The 17,692-nt window shown below is 66.5% G+C and carries 13 protein-coding genes; 10 read left to right on the forward strand and 3 right to left on the reverse strand.

From position 1 onward, the window contains the following. The first annotated feature begins 54 nt into the window (after positions 1-54). Positions 55-1,416 carry a phosphoglucosamine mutase gene (gene glmM / locus ACIQF4_RS01095; protein WP_400513874.1) on the forward strand — a complete coding sequence of 454 codons (1,362 nt, stop codon included), beginning with the start codon at positions 55-57 and terminating at the stop codon, positions 1,414-1,416. Between the two features lie 68 nt (positions 1,417-1,484). Here glmM and mscL read toward each other — a convergent pair whose 3' ends face one another. From mscL to coaA, 3 genes are read right to left on the reverse strand one after another with little or no spacing between them, the layout of a single operon-like run. Beyond that, positions 1,485-1,889: a large conductance mechanosensitive channel protein MscL gene (mscL, locus tag ACIQF4_RS01100; RefSeq protein WP_104184295.1), complete on the reverse strand. Its 405-nt coding sequence runs from the start codon at positions 1,887-1,889 to the stop codon at positions 1,485-1,487. 23 nt (positions 1,890-1,912) lie between these two features. Further along, positions 1,913-2,779 carry a D-alanyl-D-alanine carboxypeptidase family protein gene (locus ACIQF4_RS01105; RefSeq protein ID WP_400513876.1) on the reverse strand — a complete coding sequence of 289 codons (867 nt, stop codon included), beginning with the start codon at positions 2,777-2,779 and terminating at the stop codon, positions 1,913-1,915. A 5-nt stretch (positions 2,780-2,784) separates the two neighbouring features. Next, a complete protein-coding gene (coaA, locus tag ACIQF4_RS01110) occupies positions 2,785-3,780 on the reverse strand; it encodes a type I pantothenate kinase (protein WP_350002012.1) in 996 nt (331 codons plus the stop codon). 108 nt (positions 3,781-3,888) lie between these two features. Between coaA and glmS the strand changes: the two genes are divergently transcribed. The 9 genes from glmS (at position 3,889) to ACIQF4_RS01155 (ending at position 17,455) form a co-directional block, all read left to right on the forward strand. Next, entirely contained in the window at positions 3,889-5,781 is a 1,893-nt protein-coding gene (glmS, locus tag ACIQF4_RS01115; RefSeq protein WP_400513877.1) for a glutamine--fructose-6-phosphate transaminase (isomerizing), read from the forward strand. Positions 5,782-5,916: 135 nt separating this feature from the next. Further along, complete coding sequence (locus ACIQF4_RS01120; protein WP_066277757.1) at positions 5,917-6,264, forward strand: holo-ACP synthase; 348 nt, start codon at positions 5,917-5,919, stop codon at positions 6,262-6,264. Between the two features lie 31 nt (positions 6,265-6,295). Continuing rightward, positions 6,296-7,891 (forward strand): NAD(P)H-hydrate epimerase, encoded by a 1,596-nt coding sequence (locus ACIQF4_RS01125; RefSeq protein ID WP_400513878.1) that lies wholly within the window; start codon positions 6,296-6,298, stop codon positions 7,889-7,891. Positions 7,892-7,957: 66 nt separating this feature from the next. Then, a complete protein-coding gene (gene glgX, locus ACIQF4_RS01130; protein WP_231454733.1) occupies positions 7,958-10,213 on the forward strand; it encodes a glycogen debranching protein GlgX in 2,256 nt (751 codons plus the stop codon). Then, the gene (gene treY / locus ACIQF4_RS01135) at positions 10,210-12,537 is read left to right on the forward strand and encodes a malto-oligosyltrehalose synthase (protein WP_400513880.1); all 2,328 of its coding nucleotides are present in this window, start codon (positions 10,210-10,212) and stop codon (positions 12,535-12,537) included. The genes glgX and treY overlap by 4 nt, the downstream gene beginning before the upstream one ends. Next, the gene (treZ, locus tag ACIQF4_RS01140) at positions 12,534-14,303 is read left to right on the forward strand and encodes a malto-oligosyltrehalose trehalohydrolase (RefSeq protein ID WP_400513882.1); all 1,770 of its coding nucleotides are present in this window, start codon (positions 12,534-12,536) and stop codon (positions 14,301-14,303) included. The genes treY and treZ overlap by 4 nt, the downstream gene beginning before the upstream one ends. 99 nt (positions 14,304-14,402) lie before the next feature. Next, positions 14,403-15,443, forward strand: coding sequence for an L-glyceraldehyde 3-phosphate reductase (gene mgrA, locus ACIQF4_RS01145; RefSeq protein WP_400513883.1), 1,041 nt, complete (start codon positions 14,403-14,405; stop codon positions 15,441-15,443). Between the two features lie 164 nt (positions 15,444-15,607). Beyond that, positions 15,608-16,693 carry an inositol-3-phosphate synthase gene (locus tag ACIQF4_RS01150; protein ID WP_400513885.1) on the forward strand — a complete coding sequence of 362 codons (1,086 nt, stop codon included), beginning with the start codon at positions 15,608-15,610 and terminating at the stop codon, positions 16,691-16,693. Positions 16,694-16,936: 243 nt separating this feature from the next. After that, a complete protein-coding gene (locus ACIQF4_RS01155; RefSeq protein ID WP_400513886.1) occupies positions 16,937-17,455 on the forward strand; it encodes a hypothetical protein in 519 nt (172 codons plus the stop codon). Positions 17,456-17,692: the final 237 nt, after the last annotated feature.

Genomic DNA, 17,692 nt, shown 5'->3' on the forward strand with positions numbered 1-17,692 from the left:
CGGCGACATGCAGGCTACGCAGGTGCCACGCCGCCCATCCTCTAGACTTGACCGGTGTCTAGATTATTTGGAACTGATGGTGTCCGGGGCCTCGCGAACGGTCTGTTGACTGCGGAGCTGGCGATGCAGCTGGCCCAGGCGGCCGCCGTCGTACTCGGCCACGACCGCAACTCCAACGGGACGCGGCCGCGCGCCGTGGTGGCCCGTGACCCGCGCGCCAGCGGCGAGTTCATCGCTGCCGCGGTGGAGGCCGGGCTCTCCAGCTCAGGCGTGGACGTCTACGACGCCGGCGTCCTCCCCACGCCCGCGGCCGCCTACCTGGTGGCTGACCTGGACGCGGACTTCGGTGTGATGATCTCCGCCTCCCACAATCCAGCGCCGGACAACGGCATCAAGTTCTTCGCCCGGGGCGGCCAGAAGCTCCCGGACGACGTCGAGGACGCCATCGAGGCCCAGATGTCCAGGGAGGCAGTGCGCCCGGTCGGCGCTGACGTGGGCCGCATCCAGCGCTTCTCCGATGCCGAGGACCGCTACATCGTCCACCTCCTGGGCACCCTCCCGCACAACCTGGAGGGCATCAAGGTGGTCCTGGACTGCGCGCACGGCGCTGCCAGCGGCTGCTCGCCCCAGGTGTTCAAGGACGCCGGCGCGGACGTCATCGTCATCGGCGCGGACCCAGACGGCCACAACATCAACGACGGCGTCGGCTCCACCCACCTTGGCCCGCTCAAGGAAGCTGTGCTGAAGTACGGCGCCAACCTCGGAATTGCCCACGACGGCGACGCCGACCGCTGCCTCGCCGTGGACCACGAAGGCACCGAGGTGGACGGCGATCAAATTATGGCCATCCTCGCCGTGGCGCTTAAAGAGTCAGGGAAGCTCAAGGACGACGTCCTGGTGGCCACAGTCATGAGCAACCTCGGCCTGAAGATCGCCCTCCGCCAGGCCGGCATCAGCATCCGCGAAACGGCAGTGGGGGACCGCTACGTCTTGGAAGAGATGCGCGACGGCGGCTTCAACCTTGGCGGGGAACAGTCCGGGCACGTGATCTTCGCGGATTATGCAACCACTGGGGACGGCGTCCTCACCGGACTGCAGCTCGCCGCCCAGATCGCCCTGACCGGGAAGCCGCTGAAGGAGCTCGCCACGGTGATGACCAAGCTTCCCCAGGTGCTCATCAACGTCAAGGGCGTTGACCGCACCAGGGTGGGCAGCAACGAGGTCCTCGCCCAGGCCGTGGCGGCTGCGGAAGCCGCACTGGGCGATACCGGCCGCGTGTTGCTCCGCCCGTCCGGCACGGAACCGGTGGTGCGCGTGATGGTGGAGGCTGCGGACGAAGAAACCGCCCACTCCATTGCCGAACACCTGGCCCAGGTGGTCCGTGCCGAACTCGCCCTGGAATTGGTCAGCGAGTAACAAGCCGACGCAAACAAAAAGTGGCCCGTTTCCGGAAGGAAACGGGCCACTGTCGGTTGGAGAGGCAGTTAGGAAGTCCGGCTCTTGAGCGCATCCCGGATTTCAGTCAAAAGGGCGATCTGCGGGTCCTCTGCGGACTCCTCCTTCACGTCCTGGCCGATCCCCAGCCTGCGGTTCCGGCGTTCGATCATAAGGTTCATGGGCATCACCACCACAAAGTAGATGGCCGCGGAGATCAGCAGGAAATTGACGATCGCGGTCAATAGGACACCAAATTCGATGGCGTTGCCGTTGAAGTCCACCTTGCCGAAGCTGTCGAAGTTGGGTGACCCCACCAGGCCCGCAATGAACGGCATAAGCACCTTGTTCACCATCGCTGTCACCACCGCTCCGAAGGCGGTACCGATCACCACGGCGACAGCAAGGTCAACGACGTTGCCCTTCATAATGAAATTCTTGAATCCAGTAAGCATAGGAACCAAACTAGCTCACATCCCTAGGGATACGCCGGAGCCGCCTCCACGCCGAAGTACTCCTCCAGCGTGAAAATCCCGCGCGCAGCCATGTCCGTGGCTGCCTCCACGCCGATGTACCGCAGGTGCCACGGTTCGTAGTAGTACCCCGTGATGGGGTGGAACATCCACGGGTAGCGCACCACGAACCCGAACCGGTGCCCGTTCGCCTTGGCCCAGACGGCCGAGGGCTGGTCCGCAAAGCACGGCTGGAACCCGCACACGCCGTTGCCGTCGGCAATGTCGAAAGCCCAGCCCGTCTGGTGCTCCGAATAGCCGGGCCTGGCGCTGGCCGTGTCCGCATCGGCCTGGCCACGGGCGGCCACATAGCCGTTGTAGGTGGCCACTTGCGTGTTGTAAGAGCGGTAGCCGCTGGCCAGGACCATCGACACGCCCTCCAGCGCGGCCGCCGCGAACATCGCCTCCGCAGCAGCCGCCGTCGTCCTGTTTAGCAGCGCCGCCTCGCCGGAAGCGGTCATGGCGACGGCGGGACGCACGAGGTCAGCCGGGACGAACCCCGCCGGTACCACCGGTCGGTGCTTGTTCACGATCAGCCAGGGACTTGCCGGGTCCGTGAGGGAAAACTGGCGCGGCAGCGCGGCCGAGGGCGACGGCGTGGGGACCGGGGGAGCAGGCGCGGCAACTTCGGCGGCGGGCGCCGCCGTCGCGCTTTCCGCAACAGGGGAAGCAGATGGGGAAGGGGCAGGAGAAGCCGACGACGGCGGCACGGCGCTGGGTGCCTGCGGTGTGCAGGCTGCTAGCACAGTGAGTCCGGCGCCCGCTGCGAGGAAGCGCGTAAAGCTGCGCCGGCTCGCCGCCTGTCCGGAGGAGGGGGAGCAGTCGTGGCACACGTGTGTTAAACCTTGCGGAGGAGCATGCGGCGGATCGAGTGGTCCGCGTCTTTCGTCAGAACCAGCTGCGCCCGGCCCCGGGTGGGAAGGACGTTCTCCTCCAGGTTGGGCTCGTTGATGCGCTTCCAGATGTCCCGCGCCGTGGTCTCCGCCTCGTCATCGGACAAGGTGGCGTAGCGGTGGAAGTAGGACTCCGGCTGCGCGAACGCGGTGCTGCGCAGCTTGCGGAAGCGGTCCACGTACCATTCCTCGATGTAGGACGTCTTGGCATCCACGTAGATGGAGAAGTCGAAAAAGTCACTCAGCGCCAGGCCCTGCCGGCCGTCGTGCCTCGGACGCGCCGGAGCCAGCACGTTCAGCCCCTCGACGATCAAAACGTCGGGCCGGCGGACCACCACTTCCTTGCCCGGAACGATGTCGTACGTGACATGCGAGTACCAGGGCGCGCGCACTTCCTCCGCTCCGCTTTTGATTTCGCTCACAAAACGGAGCAGCGCCCGGCGGTCATAGGACTCCGGGAAGCCCTTGCGTTCCAGCAGCTGGCGCCGCTTGAGCTCAGCCAAAGGATAGAGGAAGCCGTCCGTGGTGATCAGTTCCACGTTGGGGGTGCCGGGCCAGCGCCTGAGCATTTCACGGAGCACGCGGGCAATGGTGGACTTGCCAACCGCCACGGACCCCGCCACGCCGATTACGAACGGCGTGCGCTGAGTGTGTTCGCCCAGGAACGTGGTGGTCGCGGCGTGCAGCTGCCCGGCGGCCTCCACATACAGGTGCAGGAGCCTGGAAAGCGGAAGGTAGACCTCACGGATCTCCTTCATGTCCAGGGGGTCCCCGAGGCCACGGAGACGGACAATGTCCTCTTGGTTAAGAGGCTGTTCCATCTCGTCTGCGAGCCGGGACCAGGTCTGCCGGTCCAGCTCGACGAACGGGGAGACACCCTCCCCGTTCGCCTCGTTGCGTTGCAAAGTCACGTTAGAGATTCTGCCCCTCGCCCGGCACATAGCGAAATGCGGCCCGGCCTGCGCGCGGCGCCAACCGCAACATTCCGCCTCTGCAAGGAACGGCAGCCGGTTTAGATCTGGGGCGCCCCTGCCGATAGTCTTGAGCCTATGTGTGGAATCGTGGGATATGTGGGCCGTTCAGTTGACGGCGGAATTGCCGGTCACAGCGCGCTGGATGTTGTTCTTGAGGGACTGCGCCGCCTGGAGTACCGGGGCTACGACTCCGCCGGGGTCGCCGTGGTGTCCAAGGGCGCCATCGAGTCGCGGAAAAAGTCGGGGAAGCTGAGCAACCTGATCGCCGAGCTGGAGGCTAATCCTTTGCCGGAGACGGTGACGGGGATCGGCCACACCCGGTGGGCCACGCATGGCGGGCCGACGGACCGTAACGCGCACCCGCACCTGGCCGACGGCGGCAAGCTCGCCGTGATCCACAACGGCATCATTGAAAATTTCGCCGAGCTCAAGCTCGAGCTGCTGGATAAGGGCGTGACCTTCCTGTCCGAGACGGACACCGAGGTTGCCGCCGCGCTGCTGGCAGATATTTACCGGAACAAGCTCGCCGGGGACACCGCCGAGGGGCGCCTGACCCGTGCCATGGAACTGGCCTGCCAGCGGCTGGAGGGCGCCTTCACGCTCCTGGCTGTCCACGCCGACCAGCCCGACGTCGTGGTGGCCGCCCGCCGCAACTCACCCCTGGTGGTGGGCCTGGGCGAGGGCGAGAACTTCCTGGGCTCGGACGTGTCCGGGTTCATCGACTACACCCGCCGGGCCGTGGAGCTGGGGCAGGACCAGATCGTCACCATCACCGCGGACACCGTGGAGATCACCGACTTCTTCGGCAACCCGGCCGCGGGCAAGGAATACCACGTGGACTGGGACCCTGCCTCGGCAGAAAAGGGCGGCTTCAGCTCGTTCATGGAGAAGGAAATCCATGACCAGCCCGACGCCGTGGCGCAGACCCTGCTGGGCCGCTCCGACATCAACGGCAAGCTGACCCTGGATGAGCTCCGGATCGATCCTGAGCTGCTGAAGCAGGTCAACAAGATCATTGTGCTGGCCTGCGGCACCGCCGCGTACGCGGGCATGGTGGCGAAGTACGCGATCGAGAACTGGTGCCGGATCCCCACCGAGGTGGAGCTCGCGCACGAGTTCCGCTACCGGGATCCGATCCTGGACGCGAACACCCTGGTGGTGTCCATCAGCCAGTCCGGGGAGACCATGGACACCCTGATGGCCGTCCGTTACGCCCGGGAGCAGGGCGCGAAGACCATCTCCATCTGCAACACCAACGGCTCCACCATCCCGCGTGAGTCCGACGCCGTGCTCTACACGCACGCGGGCCCGGAGATCGCGGTGGCCTCCACCAAGGCGTTCCTGGCGCAGATCACCGCCGCGTACCTGCTGGGCCTGTATTTGGCACAGCTGCGCGGAAACATCTTCTCCGGCCAGATCAAGGACGTCCTCGCTGACCTGAACAAGATCCCGGCGAAGATCCAGAAGATCCTGGACAACGCCGGGCCCTTGCGTGAACTGGCCCGGTCCATGGCGAATGAGAAGTCGGTGCTGTTCCTGGGCCGCCACGTCGGCTACCCGGTGGCGCTGGAGGGTGCGCTGAAGCTGAAGGAAATCGCCTACATCCACGCCGAGGGCTTCGCCGCCGGTGAGCTCAAGCACGGCCCGATCGCCCTGATCGATGAGGGCCAGCCGGTGTTCGTGGTGGTCCCGTCCCCGCGCGGCCGCGATTCCCTGCACGCCAAGGTGGTCTCCAACATCCAGGAAGTCCGCGCCCGCGGCGCCCGCACCTTGGTCATCGCCGAGGAAGGCGACGAAGCCGTGAAGGCCTACGCCGAGTACGTCTTCTACGTCCCCGAAACCCCCACCCTGCTCATGCCCCTGCTGACCACCGTCCCGCTGCAGATCTTCGCCGCGGAACTGGCCCAGGCAAAGGGCTACGACGTGGACCAGCCCCGCAACCTCGCCAAGAGCGTCACGGTCGAGTAGCGACCGGCCGGACTGATTCCGGTACTGATCCAACAGGGAAGCCCCGGGCCCAGCGCCCGGGGCTTCCCTCGTATCCGGGGCCTTGCCAGGCGCGCTGCGCACGGCGGGCCAAGGCCGTCCACGTAGAGTAGTGCCATGATTGTTGGCATTGGCGTAGACGTTGTAGACATCGAGCGGTTCGGCCGCCAGCTTGAACGCACCCCGGGCCTCCGGGACCGGCTGTTCGTTCCCGCCGAGCGTGAGCTGAACACCCGGTCACTGGCTGCCCGGTTTGCCGCCAAGGAAGCTGTTGCCAAAGTCCTCGGTGCGCCTGCCGGCATGAACTGGCAGGACTGCTGGATCGGCCTTGACCAGAACGGACCCACCGTGCAGGTCAAGGGCACCGTGCTGGCTGTTGCCGAGGCCAAGGGCGTCAAGCGCTGGCACCTCTCCATGAGCCACGACGGCGGGATCGCCACGGCCACCGTCCTGGCCGAAGGCTGACCACGCTCAGGCCCCCACAGGAACTGGCACCATGATCAGCGCCTACACCGGAACCCAGGTCCGGCAGGCTGAGGAACCGCTCCTCGCCTCCGGACTGGGCGACGTCCTCATGCAGCGTGCCGCCTACGGCCTGGCCAACGCCGTCATCAGGGAACGCCGGTCCCGCGGCCTGTCCATCTACGGCGCCAGCGTCTGCGTCCTCACGGGCAAGGGCAACAATGGCGGGGACGGCCTGTACGCCGCGTCCTTCCTTGCCGCGCGGGGAATGCGCACGACGGCGGTGCTCACCGGAGACACTGCCCACCCCCAGGCGCTGGCTGCCTTCGAGCGTGCCGGCGGCCGGGTGCACCGTCTTGCCGGGGCGGCACCCGCCGCACTCGCCAGAGAAGCGGCAAGTGCCGACGTCGTCATCGATGCCGTCCTGGGCACAGGCGCCAAAGGCGGGCTGCGGGGGAGTGCTGCCGCGCTGGTTGAAGCCGTCGCCGAGCTGAAGGCAGGCCGGGACGGACATGCCTTGATGGTTGCCTGCGACCTTCCCAGCGGCCTGGACGCCGATACCGGCGAGGTTTTCCAGCCGGTGCTCCCGGCGGACCTGACCGTCACCTTCGGCGGTGCCAAAAGCGGATTGCTGGTTGACCCCGGCGCCGACTACGCCGGCCAGGTGCTGGTGGTGCCCATCGGCATCGAGGAGCACCTGCCGCAGCCTTCGCTCCGCCGGCTCGAGGACGGGGACCTGACGCGGCTGCTGCCGCACCCTGCCCGGCGCGCCCACAAGTACTCCCGAGGAGTACTCGGAGTTGTTGCTGGCTCCGTGGACTATCCCGGGGCCGCTGTGCTGGCCTGCCGCGGTGCCCTGGCCGCGGGCGTGGGGATGGTCCGCTACCTCGGCCCGCCCGAAGTCGCGGACCTGGTGAGGCAGGCGTGCCCTGAGGTTGTCTGCAGCACCGGCGCCGTCGCGGACAACCGGGTGCAGGCCTGGCTGGTGGGGTCCGGCATGGGCCCGGAGCACCATGACCAGCTCCAGCGCGCCCGTGACGCCGTGGACTCCGGCCTGCCCGTCGTGGCGGACGCCGGCGCCCTTCCCGCTCTTCCCGAAATCCTTGGCCCGCACGTTGTCCTCACGCCCCACGCCGGCGAGCTGGCCGTGCTGCTGCAACGCCTGGGCGGATCCGAGGACCGGGACGTGGTGGAAGGCGGAACCCTGGCCGCGGTACGCCGCGCCTCGGAACTGACCGGCGCCACCGTGCTGCTCAAAGGAGCCACCACCCTGGTGGCCGCACCCTCGGGCGATATTTTCAGCCAGGCGGACGGCACGCCTTGGCTGGCAACGGCCGGCAGCGGTGACGTCCTTGCTGGCGTCATCGGTGCGCTGCTCGCCCAGGCGGGGCCCGACGTCGGGCGCTTCAGGGAAGCGGGCGTTGAACCGGACGTGCGCTGGGCCGTCCTTGCCGCGCTGGGAGCCGCCCTGCACGGCAAAGCGGGACGGACGGCGTCGGACGCCAGCGCCGGGGGACCGGTCACTGCGGGAGGCATCGCAGACTCCCTACCCCAGACTTGGGGTAAAGTAAGCACGCTTAGTAACCCAGAGGCGCGGAAACGTAATAGTCACACCCAACCGTTACGGTAGGCATTAGTTCGCACCGGCAGCAGGGCGCGCCTGCTCTACTGCTGCCGAATCACAAAGAGGAGCATTATGGAAGTCTGGCCCGGATCGGCTTATCCCCTTGGCGCCACCTATAACGGAACCGGCACCAACTTTGCCCTGTTCAGCGAACGAGCAGAAAAAGTCGAACTTTGCCTTTTCGATGAGGACGGCAAGGAAACCCGCATCGAGCTGGACGAAGTGGACGGTTACGTCTGGCACTGCTACATCCCGCAGGTCCAGCCCGGACAGAAGTACGGCTACCGGGTCCACGGCCCGTACGATCCTGCCTCCGGCAACCGCTTCAACCCCAACAAGCTCCTGCTGGACCCCTACGCCAAGGCCGTCCACGGCCAGGTCGACTGGGATCCCTCGCTGTTCACCTACAACCTGGGCGAGCCGGACTCCATCAACAATGAGGACTCCGCCAGCCACATGATGATGGGCGTGGTCATCAACCCGTTCTTCGACTGGGACGGCGACCAGAACCTGCGGATCCCGTACCACCAGTCCGTGATCTACGAAGCGCACGTCAAGGGCCTCACCCAGCTGCACCCGGAAATTCCCGAGGAACAGCGCGGCACCTACGCCGGCGTGGCGCACCCCGCCGTCATCTCACACCTGCAGAAGCTCGGCGTGACCGCCATCGAACTGATGCCCGTGCACCAGTTCGTCAACGACGGCACCCTGCAGGACAAGGGCCTGAACAACTACTGGGGCTACAACACCATCGGCTTCTTCGCGCCGCAGAACACCTACAGCTCCACCGGGGACACCGGCCAGCAGGTCCAGGATTTCAAGGCCATGGTCCGCTCCCTGCACAAGGCCGGCATCGAGGTCATCCTGGACGTGGTGTACAACCACACCGCGGAAGGCAACCACCTCGGCCCCACCCTGTCCTTCAAGGGCATCGACAACGCCGCCTACTACCGGTTGATGGAGGGCGACGAGAAGCACTACATGGACTACACCGGCACGGGCAACTCCCTGAACGTCCGCCAGCCGCACTCCCTCCAGCTGCTCATGGATTCGCTGCGCTACTGGGTGTCCGAGATGCACGTGGACGGCTTCCGGTTCGACCTCGCCTCCACCCTGGCCCGCGAGTTCTATGACGTGGATAAGCTGTCCACCTTCTTCGAACTCATCCAGCAGGACCCGGTAGTGTCCCAGGTCAAGCTCATCGCCGAGCCGTGGGACGTTGGACCCGGCGGCTACCAGGTGGGCAACTTCCCGCCGCAGTGGACGGAATGGAACGGCAAGTACCGCGACACCGTCCGCGACTTCTGGCGCGGCGAGCCCGCCACCCTGGGCGAGTTTGCTTCCCGCATCACCGGCTCCGCGGACCTGTACGAGCACTCCGGCCGCCGCCCCGTGGCATCCATCAACTTCGTCACCGCGCACGACGGCTTCACCCTCGCGGACCTGGTGTCCTACAACGAGAAGCACAACGACGCCAACGGCGAGGACAACAACGACGGCGAATCCCACAACCGGTCCTGGAACTGCGGCGTCGAAGGTCCCACGGACGATCCCGAAGTCCTTGGCCTCCGCGCCCGCCAGCAGCGGAACTTCATCGCCTCGCTGCTGCTGTCCCAGGGCGTCCCCATGCTCCTGCACGGCGACGAAATGGGGCGCACCCAGCAGGGCAACAACAACGGCTACTGCCAGGACTCCGAGCTGACCTGGATCAACTGGGACACCGTGGACCAGCCGCTGATCGAGTTCACGGCGGCCGTCAACGCGCTCCGCGCCAAGCACCCCACCTTCCGCCGCAGCCGCTTCTTCGACGGACGCCCGGTCCTGCGGGGCGAAGGCGAACGGCTGCCGGACATCGTATGGCTGGACCCGGAGGGCGAGAACATGAAGCCCGAAGCCTGGGACAGCGGCTTTGGCCGGTCCGTGGGCGTCTTCCTGAACGGGCACGGCATCCAGGGCAAGGACAGCCGCGGCCGGAGGATCACCGACGTGAACTTCCTGCTGTACTTCAACGCCCACGATGACACCGTGAAGTTCACCCTGCCCTCGGACGAGTACGCTCCGGCCTGGGACGTCATCATCGACACCGCCGGGCAGAACGCGGACACGGAACCGGTGGCCGCCGGGCAGCCGCTGCCGGTGGAAGCAAAGTCCCTGGTGGTCCTCCGTGCGCACACCGTCGAGGAAGTGGAACCCGACCACTCCGTGGCGGCCTCCCTGGCGGCATTGACCCAGACCTCCACCAGCGAGACTGAATCGCTCACCACCCCCATGGTGGCCGAGCCCGGAAAAACCACCAAGATCGGGGAGCGGAAGGCTACGGCGAAGTGAGGGTCCCGGCATCCACCTACCGCCTGCAGATCCGTCGCAGCTTCACCCTGTTCGATGCCGCCGAAAAGGTCCCCTACCTGAAGGACCTCGGCGCTGACTGGGTGTACCTCTCGCCCATCCTGACCGCGGAGCAGGGCTCGGACCACGGCTATGACGTGACCGACCCCTCCGCGGTGGACCCGGAGCGTGGCGGGCCCGAGGGGCTGCTCGCCCTGTCCAAGGCTGCCCGCGAACACGGCATGGGTGTCCTGGTGGACATCGTGCCCAACCACGTGGGCGTCGCCACGCCCGTGCAGAACCCCTGGTGGTGGTCCCTGCTGAAGGAAGGCCAGGGCTCGCCCTACGCCGACGCCTTCGACGTCGACTGGGACCTGGCCAGCGGGAAGATCCGGCTGCCCATGCTCGGCTCCGACGATGACCTGGACAAGCTGGAAATCAAGGACGGCGAGCTCCGGTACTACGACCACCGGTTCCCGCTGGCTTCCGGAAGCTACTCCGACGGCGATTCACCCGAGGAGGTGCACAGCCGCCAGCATTATGAGCTGATGGACTGGCGCCGGGCGGATGCGGAGCTGAACTACCGGCGTTTCTTCGCGGTCACCACACTGGCCGGGATCCGGGTGGAAACGCCCAGGGTCTTTGAGGAAGCACATGCCGAGGTGGGCCGCTGGTTCAAGGAGGGGCTGGTGGACGGCCTCCGGGTGGACCACCCGGACGGCCTGGCCGATCCCGCCGGCTACCTGCGCTGGCTGAAGGACCTCAGCGGCGGAGCGTACGTCCTGGTGGAAAAGATCCTGGAGCCGGGCGAAACCCTGCCCCAGGACTTCGCCACCGAGGGAACCACCGGCTACGACGCCCTCGCGGACGTGGACCGGTTGTTCGTTGACCCTGCAGGCCAGCAGGAGCTGGACGAGCTGGATGCGAAGCTTCGCGGCTCCGACACCCCCGCGGACTACGCGGAGATGATCCGGAGCACCAAGCGCATGATCGCGGACGGCATCCTGCGGTCCGAGGTCCTGCGCCTGGCCCGGCTTGTTCCGGAGTCCTACGGGCTTGCGGTGGACCAGGCAGCCGATGCCGTTGCCGAGATCATCGCTGCGTTCCCGGTGTACCGGACGTACCTGCCCACCGGCGCCGGGATACTTAAGGAAGCGTGCGAATCAGCGGCGGCCCGGCGGCCCGACCTCGAGGTTGCCGTGGGCACGCTGCTGCCGCTGCTCCTTGACCCCGCCAACCCCATCGCGGTCCGCTTCCAGCAGACCTCGGGCATGGTGATGGCCAAGGGCGTTGAGGATACGGCGTTCTACCGCTACACCCGGCTGGGCACGCTGACGGAGGTGGGGGCGGAACCCACCGAGTTCGCTGTGTCCCCTGCAGAGTTCCACCAGCGGATGGCCCGGCGCCAGCGGGACCTTCCCCTGTCCATGACCACGATGTCCACGCACGACACCAAGCGCAGCGAGGACGCCCGGGCGCGGATCTCGGTGATCGCCGAATTGCCGCAGGAGTGGACGGCAACGCTGAACACCCTCCGTGAACTGGCCCCGATCCCGGACGGCCCTTACGAGAACCTGCTCTGGCAGGCTGTGGTGGGGGCTTGGCCCGCCAGCCGGGAGCGGCTGCAGGGTTACGCCGAGAAGGCTGCCCGGGAAGCCGGCAACTCCACCACCTGGACCAGCCCCGACGAGGACTTCGAATCGGCTGTGAAGGCTGCAGTGGATGCAGCGTTCGACGACGGCCGGGTCACCAAGGTGGTGGAGGGCTTCGTGGCACGCATTGATTCCTACGCCGCGTCCAACTCTGTGTCCGCCAAGCTGGTCCAGCTGACCATGCCCGGCGTCCCGGACGTCTACCAGGGCAGCGAATTCTGGGAACGGTCCCTGACCGACCCCGACAACCGCCGCCCGGTGGACTTCGAGGTCCGCCGGCAGGAGCTTGCAAAGCTCGAAGCCGGCACCCTGCCCGCGGCGGGCACGGAAACCAGCAAGCTCCTGGTCACCTCCCGCGCGCTCCGGCTCCGCCGCGACCGGCCCGAACTGTTCCAGGGCTACAGCCCCGTGACAGCCACCGGTCCAGCGGCAGAGCATCTGGTCGCGTTCCACCGCGGAGGTGACGGCTCCACTGGGGCCCTAACCCTGGCCACCCGGCTTCCCGCCGGACTGGCAGCCGACGGCGGATGGCGGGACACCGCCGTCGAACTTCCCACGACGCTGCGCGACGAACTCACCGGCAACAGCTACGGCCCCGGGCCCGTTTCGGTGGCCGACGTCCTGGGTACCTACCCCGTGGCTTTGCTCGTACCGGCGGATGGAGAGAAGGCATGACCCTTGTGAATGGCGGCCCCGGGCGCTTCGATGTCTGGGCTCCGGAGGCCACGTCCGTGGTCCTGCTGGCCGGCGGCCGGCAGTACCCCATGACGGAAAAGGACACGGCTCCGGGCTCTGAAGGGTGGTGGACAGCCCCGGATGCCCCGGCTGACGGCGAGGTGGACTACGGCTACCTGCTGGACGGGGACACCCATCCCATTCCGGACCCGCGCTCCCGCCGCCTGCCCGCCGGCGTCCATGAACTTTCCAGGACCTTCGACCCCGCAGCCCATGCCTGGCAGGACTCCGGCTGGAAGGGCAAGGATCTGAAGGGTTCGGTGATCTACGAACTCCACGTCGGCACGTTCACCCCTGAGGGGACCCTGGACGCGGCGGCCGGGAAGCTCGGGTACCTCGCGGACCTGGGAATCGACTTCGTGGAGCTGCTCCCGGTCAATGGGTTCAACGGAACCCATAACTGGGGCTACGACGGCGTCCAGTGGTACGCGGTCCATGAAGGGTACGGCGGGCCTGCTGCCTACCAGCGCTTTGTGGATGCTGCCCACGCCGCCGGCCTGGGTGTTATCCAGGACGTGGTGTACAACCACCTCGGCCCGAGCGGGAACTACCTGTCCAGGTTCGGCCCCTACCTCAAGCAGGGGGACGCCAACACCTGGGGCGACTCGGTGAACCTGGACGGCCCCGGCTCGGACGTGGTGCGGGAGTACATCCTGGACAATCTCGCCCTCTGGCTCCGGGACTACCACGTGGACGGCCTCCGCCTGGACGCCGTGCACGCGCTGAAGGACGAGCGCGCCGTGCACATCCTCGAGGAGTTCGGTGCCCTGGGCGACGCCGTCGCGGCGGAGACCGGGCTGCCGAAGACCCTGATTGCCGAGTCGGACCTGAACAACCCCCGCCTGATCTACCCGCGGGACGCCAACGGGTACGGGCTGGCCGGGCAGTGGAGCGACGACTTCCACCACGCGGTCCACGTCAGCGTCAGCGGCGAGACCACCGGGTATTACGGGGACTTCCAGTCCCTGGCGGTCCTGGCGAAGGTCCTGAAGGACGGCTTCCTGCACGACGGCAGCTACTCCAGCTTCCGCGGACGGCACCACGGCCGGCCCATCGACGCTTCGCTGGTGCACCCGGCGGCGCTGGTGGTCTGCAACCAGAACCACGACCAGATCGGCAACCGCGCCACGGGGGACAGGCTCTCGCAGTCGCTCTCCCACGGGCAGCTGGCCATGGCCGCCGTGCTTACGCTCACGTCCCCGTTCACGCCCATGCTGTTCATGGGCGAGGAGTTCGCGGCGAGCACACCGTGGCAGTTCTTCACCTCCCACCCGGAACCCGAGCTGGGCAAGGCCACCGCGGAAGGCCGGATCAAGGAGTTCGAGCGCATGGGGTGGGATCCCGCCGTCGTGCCCGACCCCCAGGATCCCGAAACCTTCCGCCGGTCCAAGCTGAACTGGGACGAAGCCTCCGCCGGGGACCACGCCCGGCTGCTGGAGCTCTACCGTGCCCTCACGGCGCTGCGCCGCGAGCACCCGGAGCTTGCCGGCCTTGGCTTCACCGAGACGGAGGTGACGTTCGACGACGACGCCGGCTGGCTGCGGTTCCGCCGCGGAAGCGTTGAGGTACTGCTGAACCTCTCGGACGCCAAGGTCCGGCTGGAGGACGTTGCCGGGACCGTCCTGCTGGCCACGGACGAGGGCAGCGCCCTTGACGGCGAAGCCCTCGCCCTGGCGCCCTGGAGTGCGGTGATCGTCAAGTCCTGACGCCGTGCAGGCAGTGTTACGCCGCGGGCTGTGTCAGCCCGCGGCGTAACTTTCCAGCCTTGGCCTGTTGTGCGGGTCACAGCTGGCAGGATGGAATACATGACTTATTCCGCGGCGGAAGACCGCTACGAATCCATGCCCTACCGCCGCGTCGGCCGCAGCGGACTCAAACTGCCCGCCATCTCGCTCGGCCTGTGGCACAACTTCGGCGATGACAAGCGCTTCGACGAGCAGCGGGCCATCCTGCGCCGCGCGTTCGACTTGGGCGTCAACCACTTTGACCTCGCCAACAACTACGGCCCGCCGGACGGATCAGCCGAAACGAACTTCGGCCGGCACCTCCAGGACGACTTCAAGCCCTACCGGGACGAACTCGTCATCTCCACCAAGGCCGGCTACTACATGTGGCCCGGCCCGTACGGCGAGTGGGGCTCCCGCAAATACCTGATCTCCAGCCTGGACCAGTCGCTGCAGCGCATGGGCCTGGACTACGTGGACATCTTCTACAGCCACCGGCCGGACCCGGAAACTCCCATGGAAGAGACTATGGGTGCGTTGGACTACGCCGTCCGTTCAGGCAAGGCCCTGTACGCGGGCATCTCCTCCTACACCCCCGAGCAGACCCTCGAAGCAGCACGCATCCTGAAGGACCTCGGGACGCCGCTGCTCATCCACCAGCCCAGCTACTCGATGCTCAACCGGTGGACCGAAAACGGTTCGCCCAACCTCTATGAAGCGCTGGACCAGGTGGGTGCAGGCTCCATCGCCTTCTCTCCGCTCGCCCAGGGCATGCTCACCGACCGCTACCTGAACGGCATCCCCGCCGATTCCCGGGCAGCCAAGGACCGTTTCCTCTCCGAGAACGCCATCACCGAGGAGAAGCTGGACCGCATTCGCGGGCTGAACAGGATCGCCGACGGCCGCGGACAGTCCCTCGCCCAGATGGCCGTCGCCTGGATCCTGCGTGACCAGCCCAAGGGTTCGCCTGTCACCTCAGCCCTGGTTGGCGCCTCAAGTGTGCGCCAGCTGGAGGACACACTGTCCGCCATCAACAACCTCGCGTTCACCGCCGAGGAACTGAACGCCATCGACGAGTTCGCGGTGGAGTCGGACATCAACCTGTGGAAGCAGCCGGCCTGATTCCATTACGGTGAATCCGCAGAGTGGGACAGGGGAACAACCCCGGGTCCCACTCTGTTGGTTACTATGAAAAGGCGCCGTTTTGGCGCAGAGCCTGCCGCACCGCCGTCGTCCCCTCCCGGACGCGGCACCGGCGGGCTGACGTTTGTCCTCAAAGGAGTTCCGTGTCTTCACATCCGATTCGTGTTGCAATCGTCGGCGTAGGCAACTGCGCCGCTTCGCTGGTCCAGGGCGTCCACTACTACAAGGATGCCGACCCCAAGGCCACGATCCCGGGCCTGATGCACGTTGAGTTCGGCCAGTACCACGTGGGCGACGTTGAGTTCGTCGCCGCGTTTGACGTTGATGGCAAAAAGGTCGGCGTTGACCTTTCCGATGCCATCCTGGCGAGCGAAAACAACACCATCAAGATCGCCGACGTGCCGCCCAGCGGCGTCACCGTCCAGCGCGGCCACACCCTCGACGGCCTCGGCAAGTACTACCTCGAGACCATCGAGCAGTCCACCGAAGAGCCCGTGGACGTTGTGCAGGCGCTCAAGGATGCCAAGGTCGATGTGATGGTCTGCTACCTGCCCGTCGGTTCGCAGGAAGCTGCAGAATTCTACGCCCAGGCCGCGATCGACGCCGGCGTAGCCTTCGTCAACGCCCTGCCCGTCTTCATCGCCGGCACCAAGGAGTGGGCTGACAAGTTCACCGCCGCCGGCGTCCCGATCGTGGGCGACGACATCAAGAGCCAGATCGGCGCCACCATCACGCACCGCGTTATGGCCAAGCTCTTCGAGGACCGCGGCGTCACCCTGGACCGCACGTACCAGCTGAACGTCGGCGGCAACATGGACTTCAAGAACATGCTGGAGCGCGACCGCCTGGAGTCCAAGAAGATCTCCAAGACCCAGGCCGTCACCTCCAACGTCGAAGCCGAGCTGGCCGCCAAGGACGTCCACATCGGCCCGTCCGACTACGTCCAGTGGCTGGATGACCGCAAGTGGGCCTTTGTCCGCCTCGAAGGCCGCAACTTCGGCGACGCCCCTGTGTCGCTTGAGTACAAGCTGGAAGTCTGGGATTCCCCCAACTCCGCCGGCGTGATCATCGACGCCATCCGTGCCGCCAAGATCGGCCTGGACCGCGGCATCGGCGGCCCGCTGCTCTCCGCATCGAGCTACTTCATGAAGTCCCCACCGGAGCAGTTCAACGACGACCTCGCCCGCGAAAAGGTGGAAGCCTTCATCCGCGGAGACCTGGAGCGCTAACCCGCTCACCCAGCCGGAGACCCTCTCGCACTTAACGCCGGTTTCCGGGCGATCCTCTCTCATTTGATGTGGGTTTCCACGCGACGCTCCCTCACCGTTGAACTGCTTCCCCGAAGTCGGAACTGAATTTCTCAGTCCAACATCCGGGGAGCAGTCCACCTCGGTGGGGGAGCGTTTGCGTTGGGCGGGCAGGCCGGGCGCTACACTGGGCCCGACCGGAATGGCGCTGACGGGGGGAGCAGCATGAAGGGGTGGCACAAGGGCATCATCGCCGTGGCCTGTGTCCTTGGCATCCCCTCCGCCGGGATAGCCGCGCTACTTGCGGTGGACTACAACAAGAGCGCCGCCGCGGTCCCGCGCGTCAGGGCGGCAGCCGACCAGTTCGTGGTGAGTGACGGATGGACGCTGACGACAGAGAACATCAAGGGGCCGGGAGCCTATTGCGTCGCCGTCCGTTGTCCGGGCATCCAAAGGATCTGGGAGCGTTACGATGCTCCGAAGGCTGCGGATGTTGTGCGCATGATTACGGAGTCCGGCTATCTCTTGAAGTTCCCGGAATGCCTCAACTTTTCTGTCGAGACACAGAGCCAGGTCGAGAACGGCATTAGCAGCTTCGGATGCCAGACCATACCTGTCGGCGACTTCCGCACTCAGGTGTCCGTCTATATCAGCCGGGACTGGAACGCGCCGCCTGGCTCCGGCCAGCCGGAGTATGTATATCAGCTGATTCTCTTGGTGAGCAGGGCCAGTTCCACCGACTGACCGGCGGGGCCCAGTTGTGGAGGCGACGAACAGCCACACTGCCGGGAGCCTTCCATCCCTTCCCGCAGGTTTGCGCAAGGCCCGCGCACCTTGATTGCGGGCGTGACGCGGTCAAGCGCCGTGCTCGTAGCGGCGGAGGGCGTGGTTGGCCTGGGCGAGTGCCAGGAGTTTGAGTAGCAGCTGGCTGTGCAAATGCATGCCGACGGCGGCAGTGAGTATGAGCGTGTCGGTGCTTTC

Source organism: Pseudarthrobacter sp. NPDC092202 (assembly GCF_044755505.1).
Classification (GTDB): domain Bacteria; phylum Actinomycetota; class Actinomycetes; order Actinomycetales; family Micrococcaceae; genus Arthrobacter.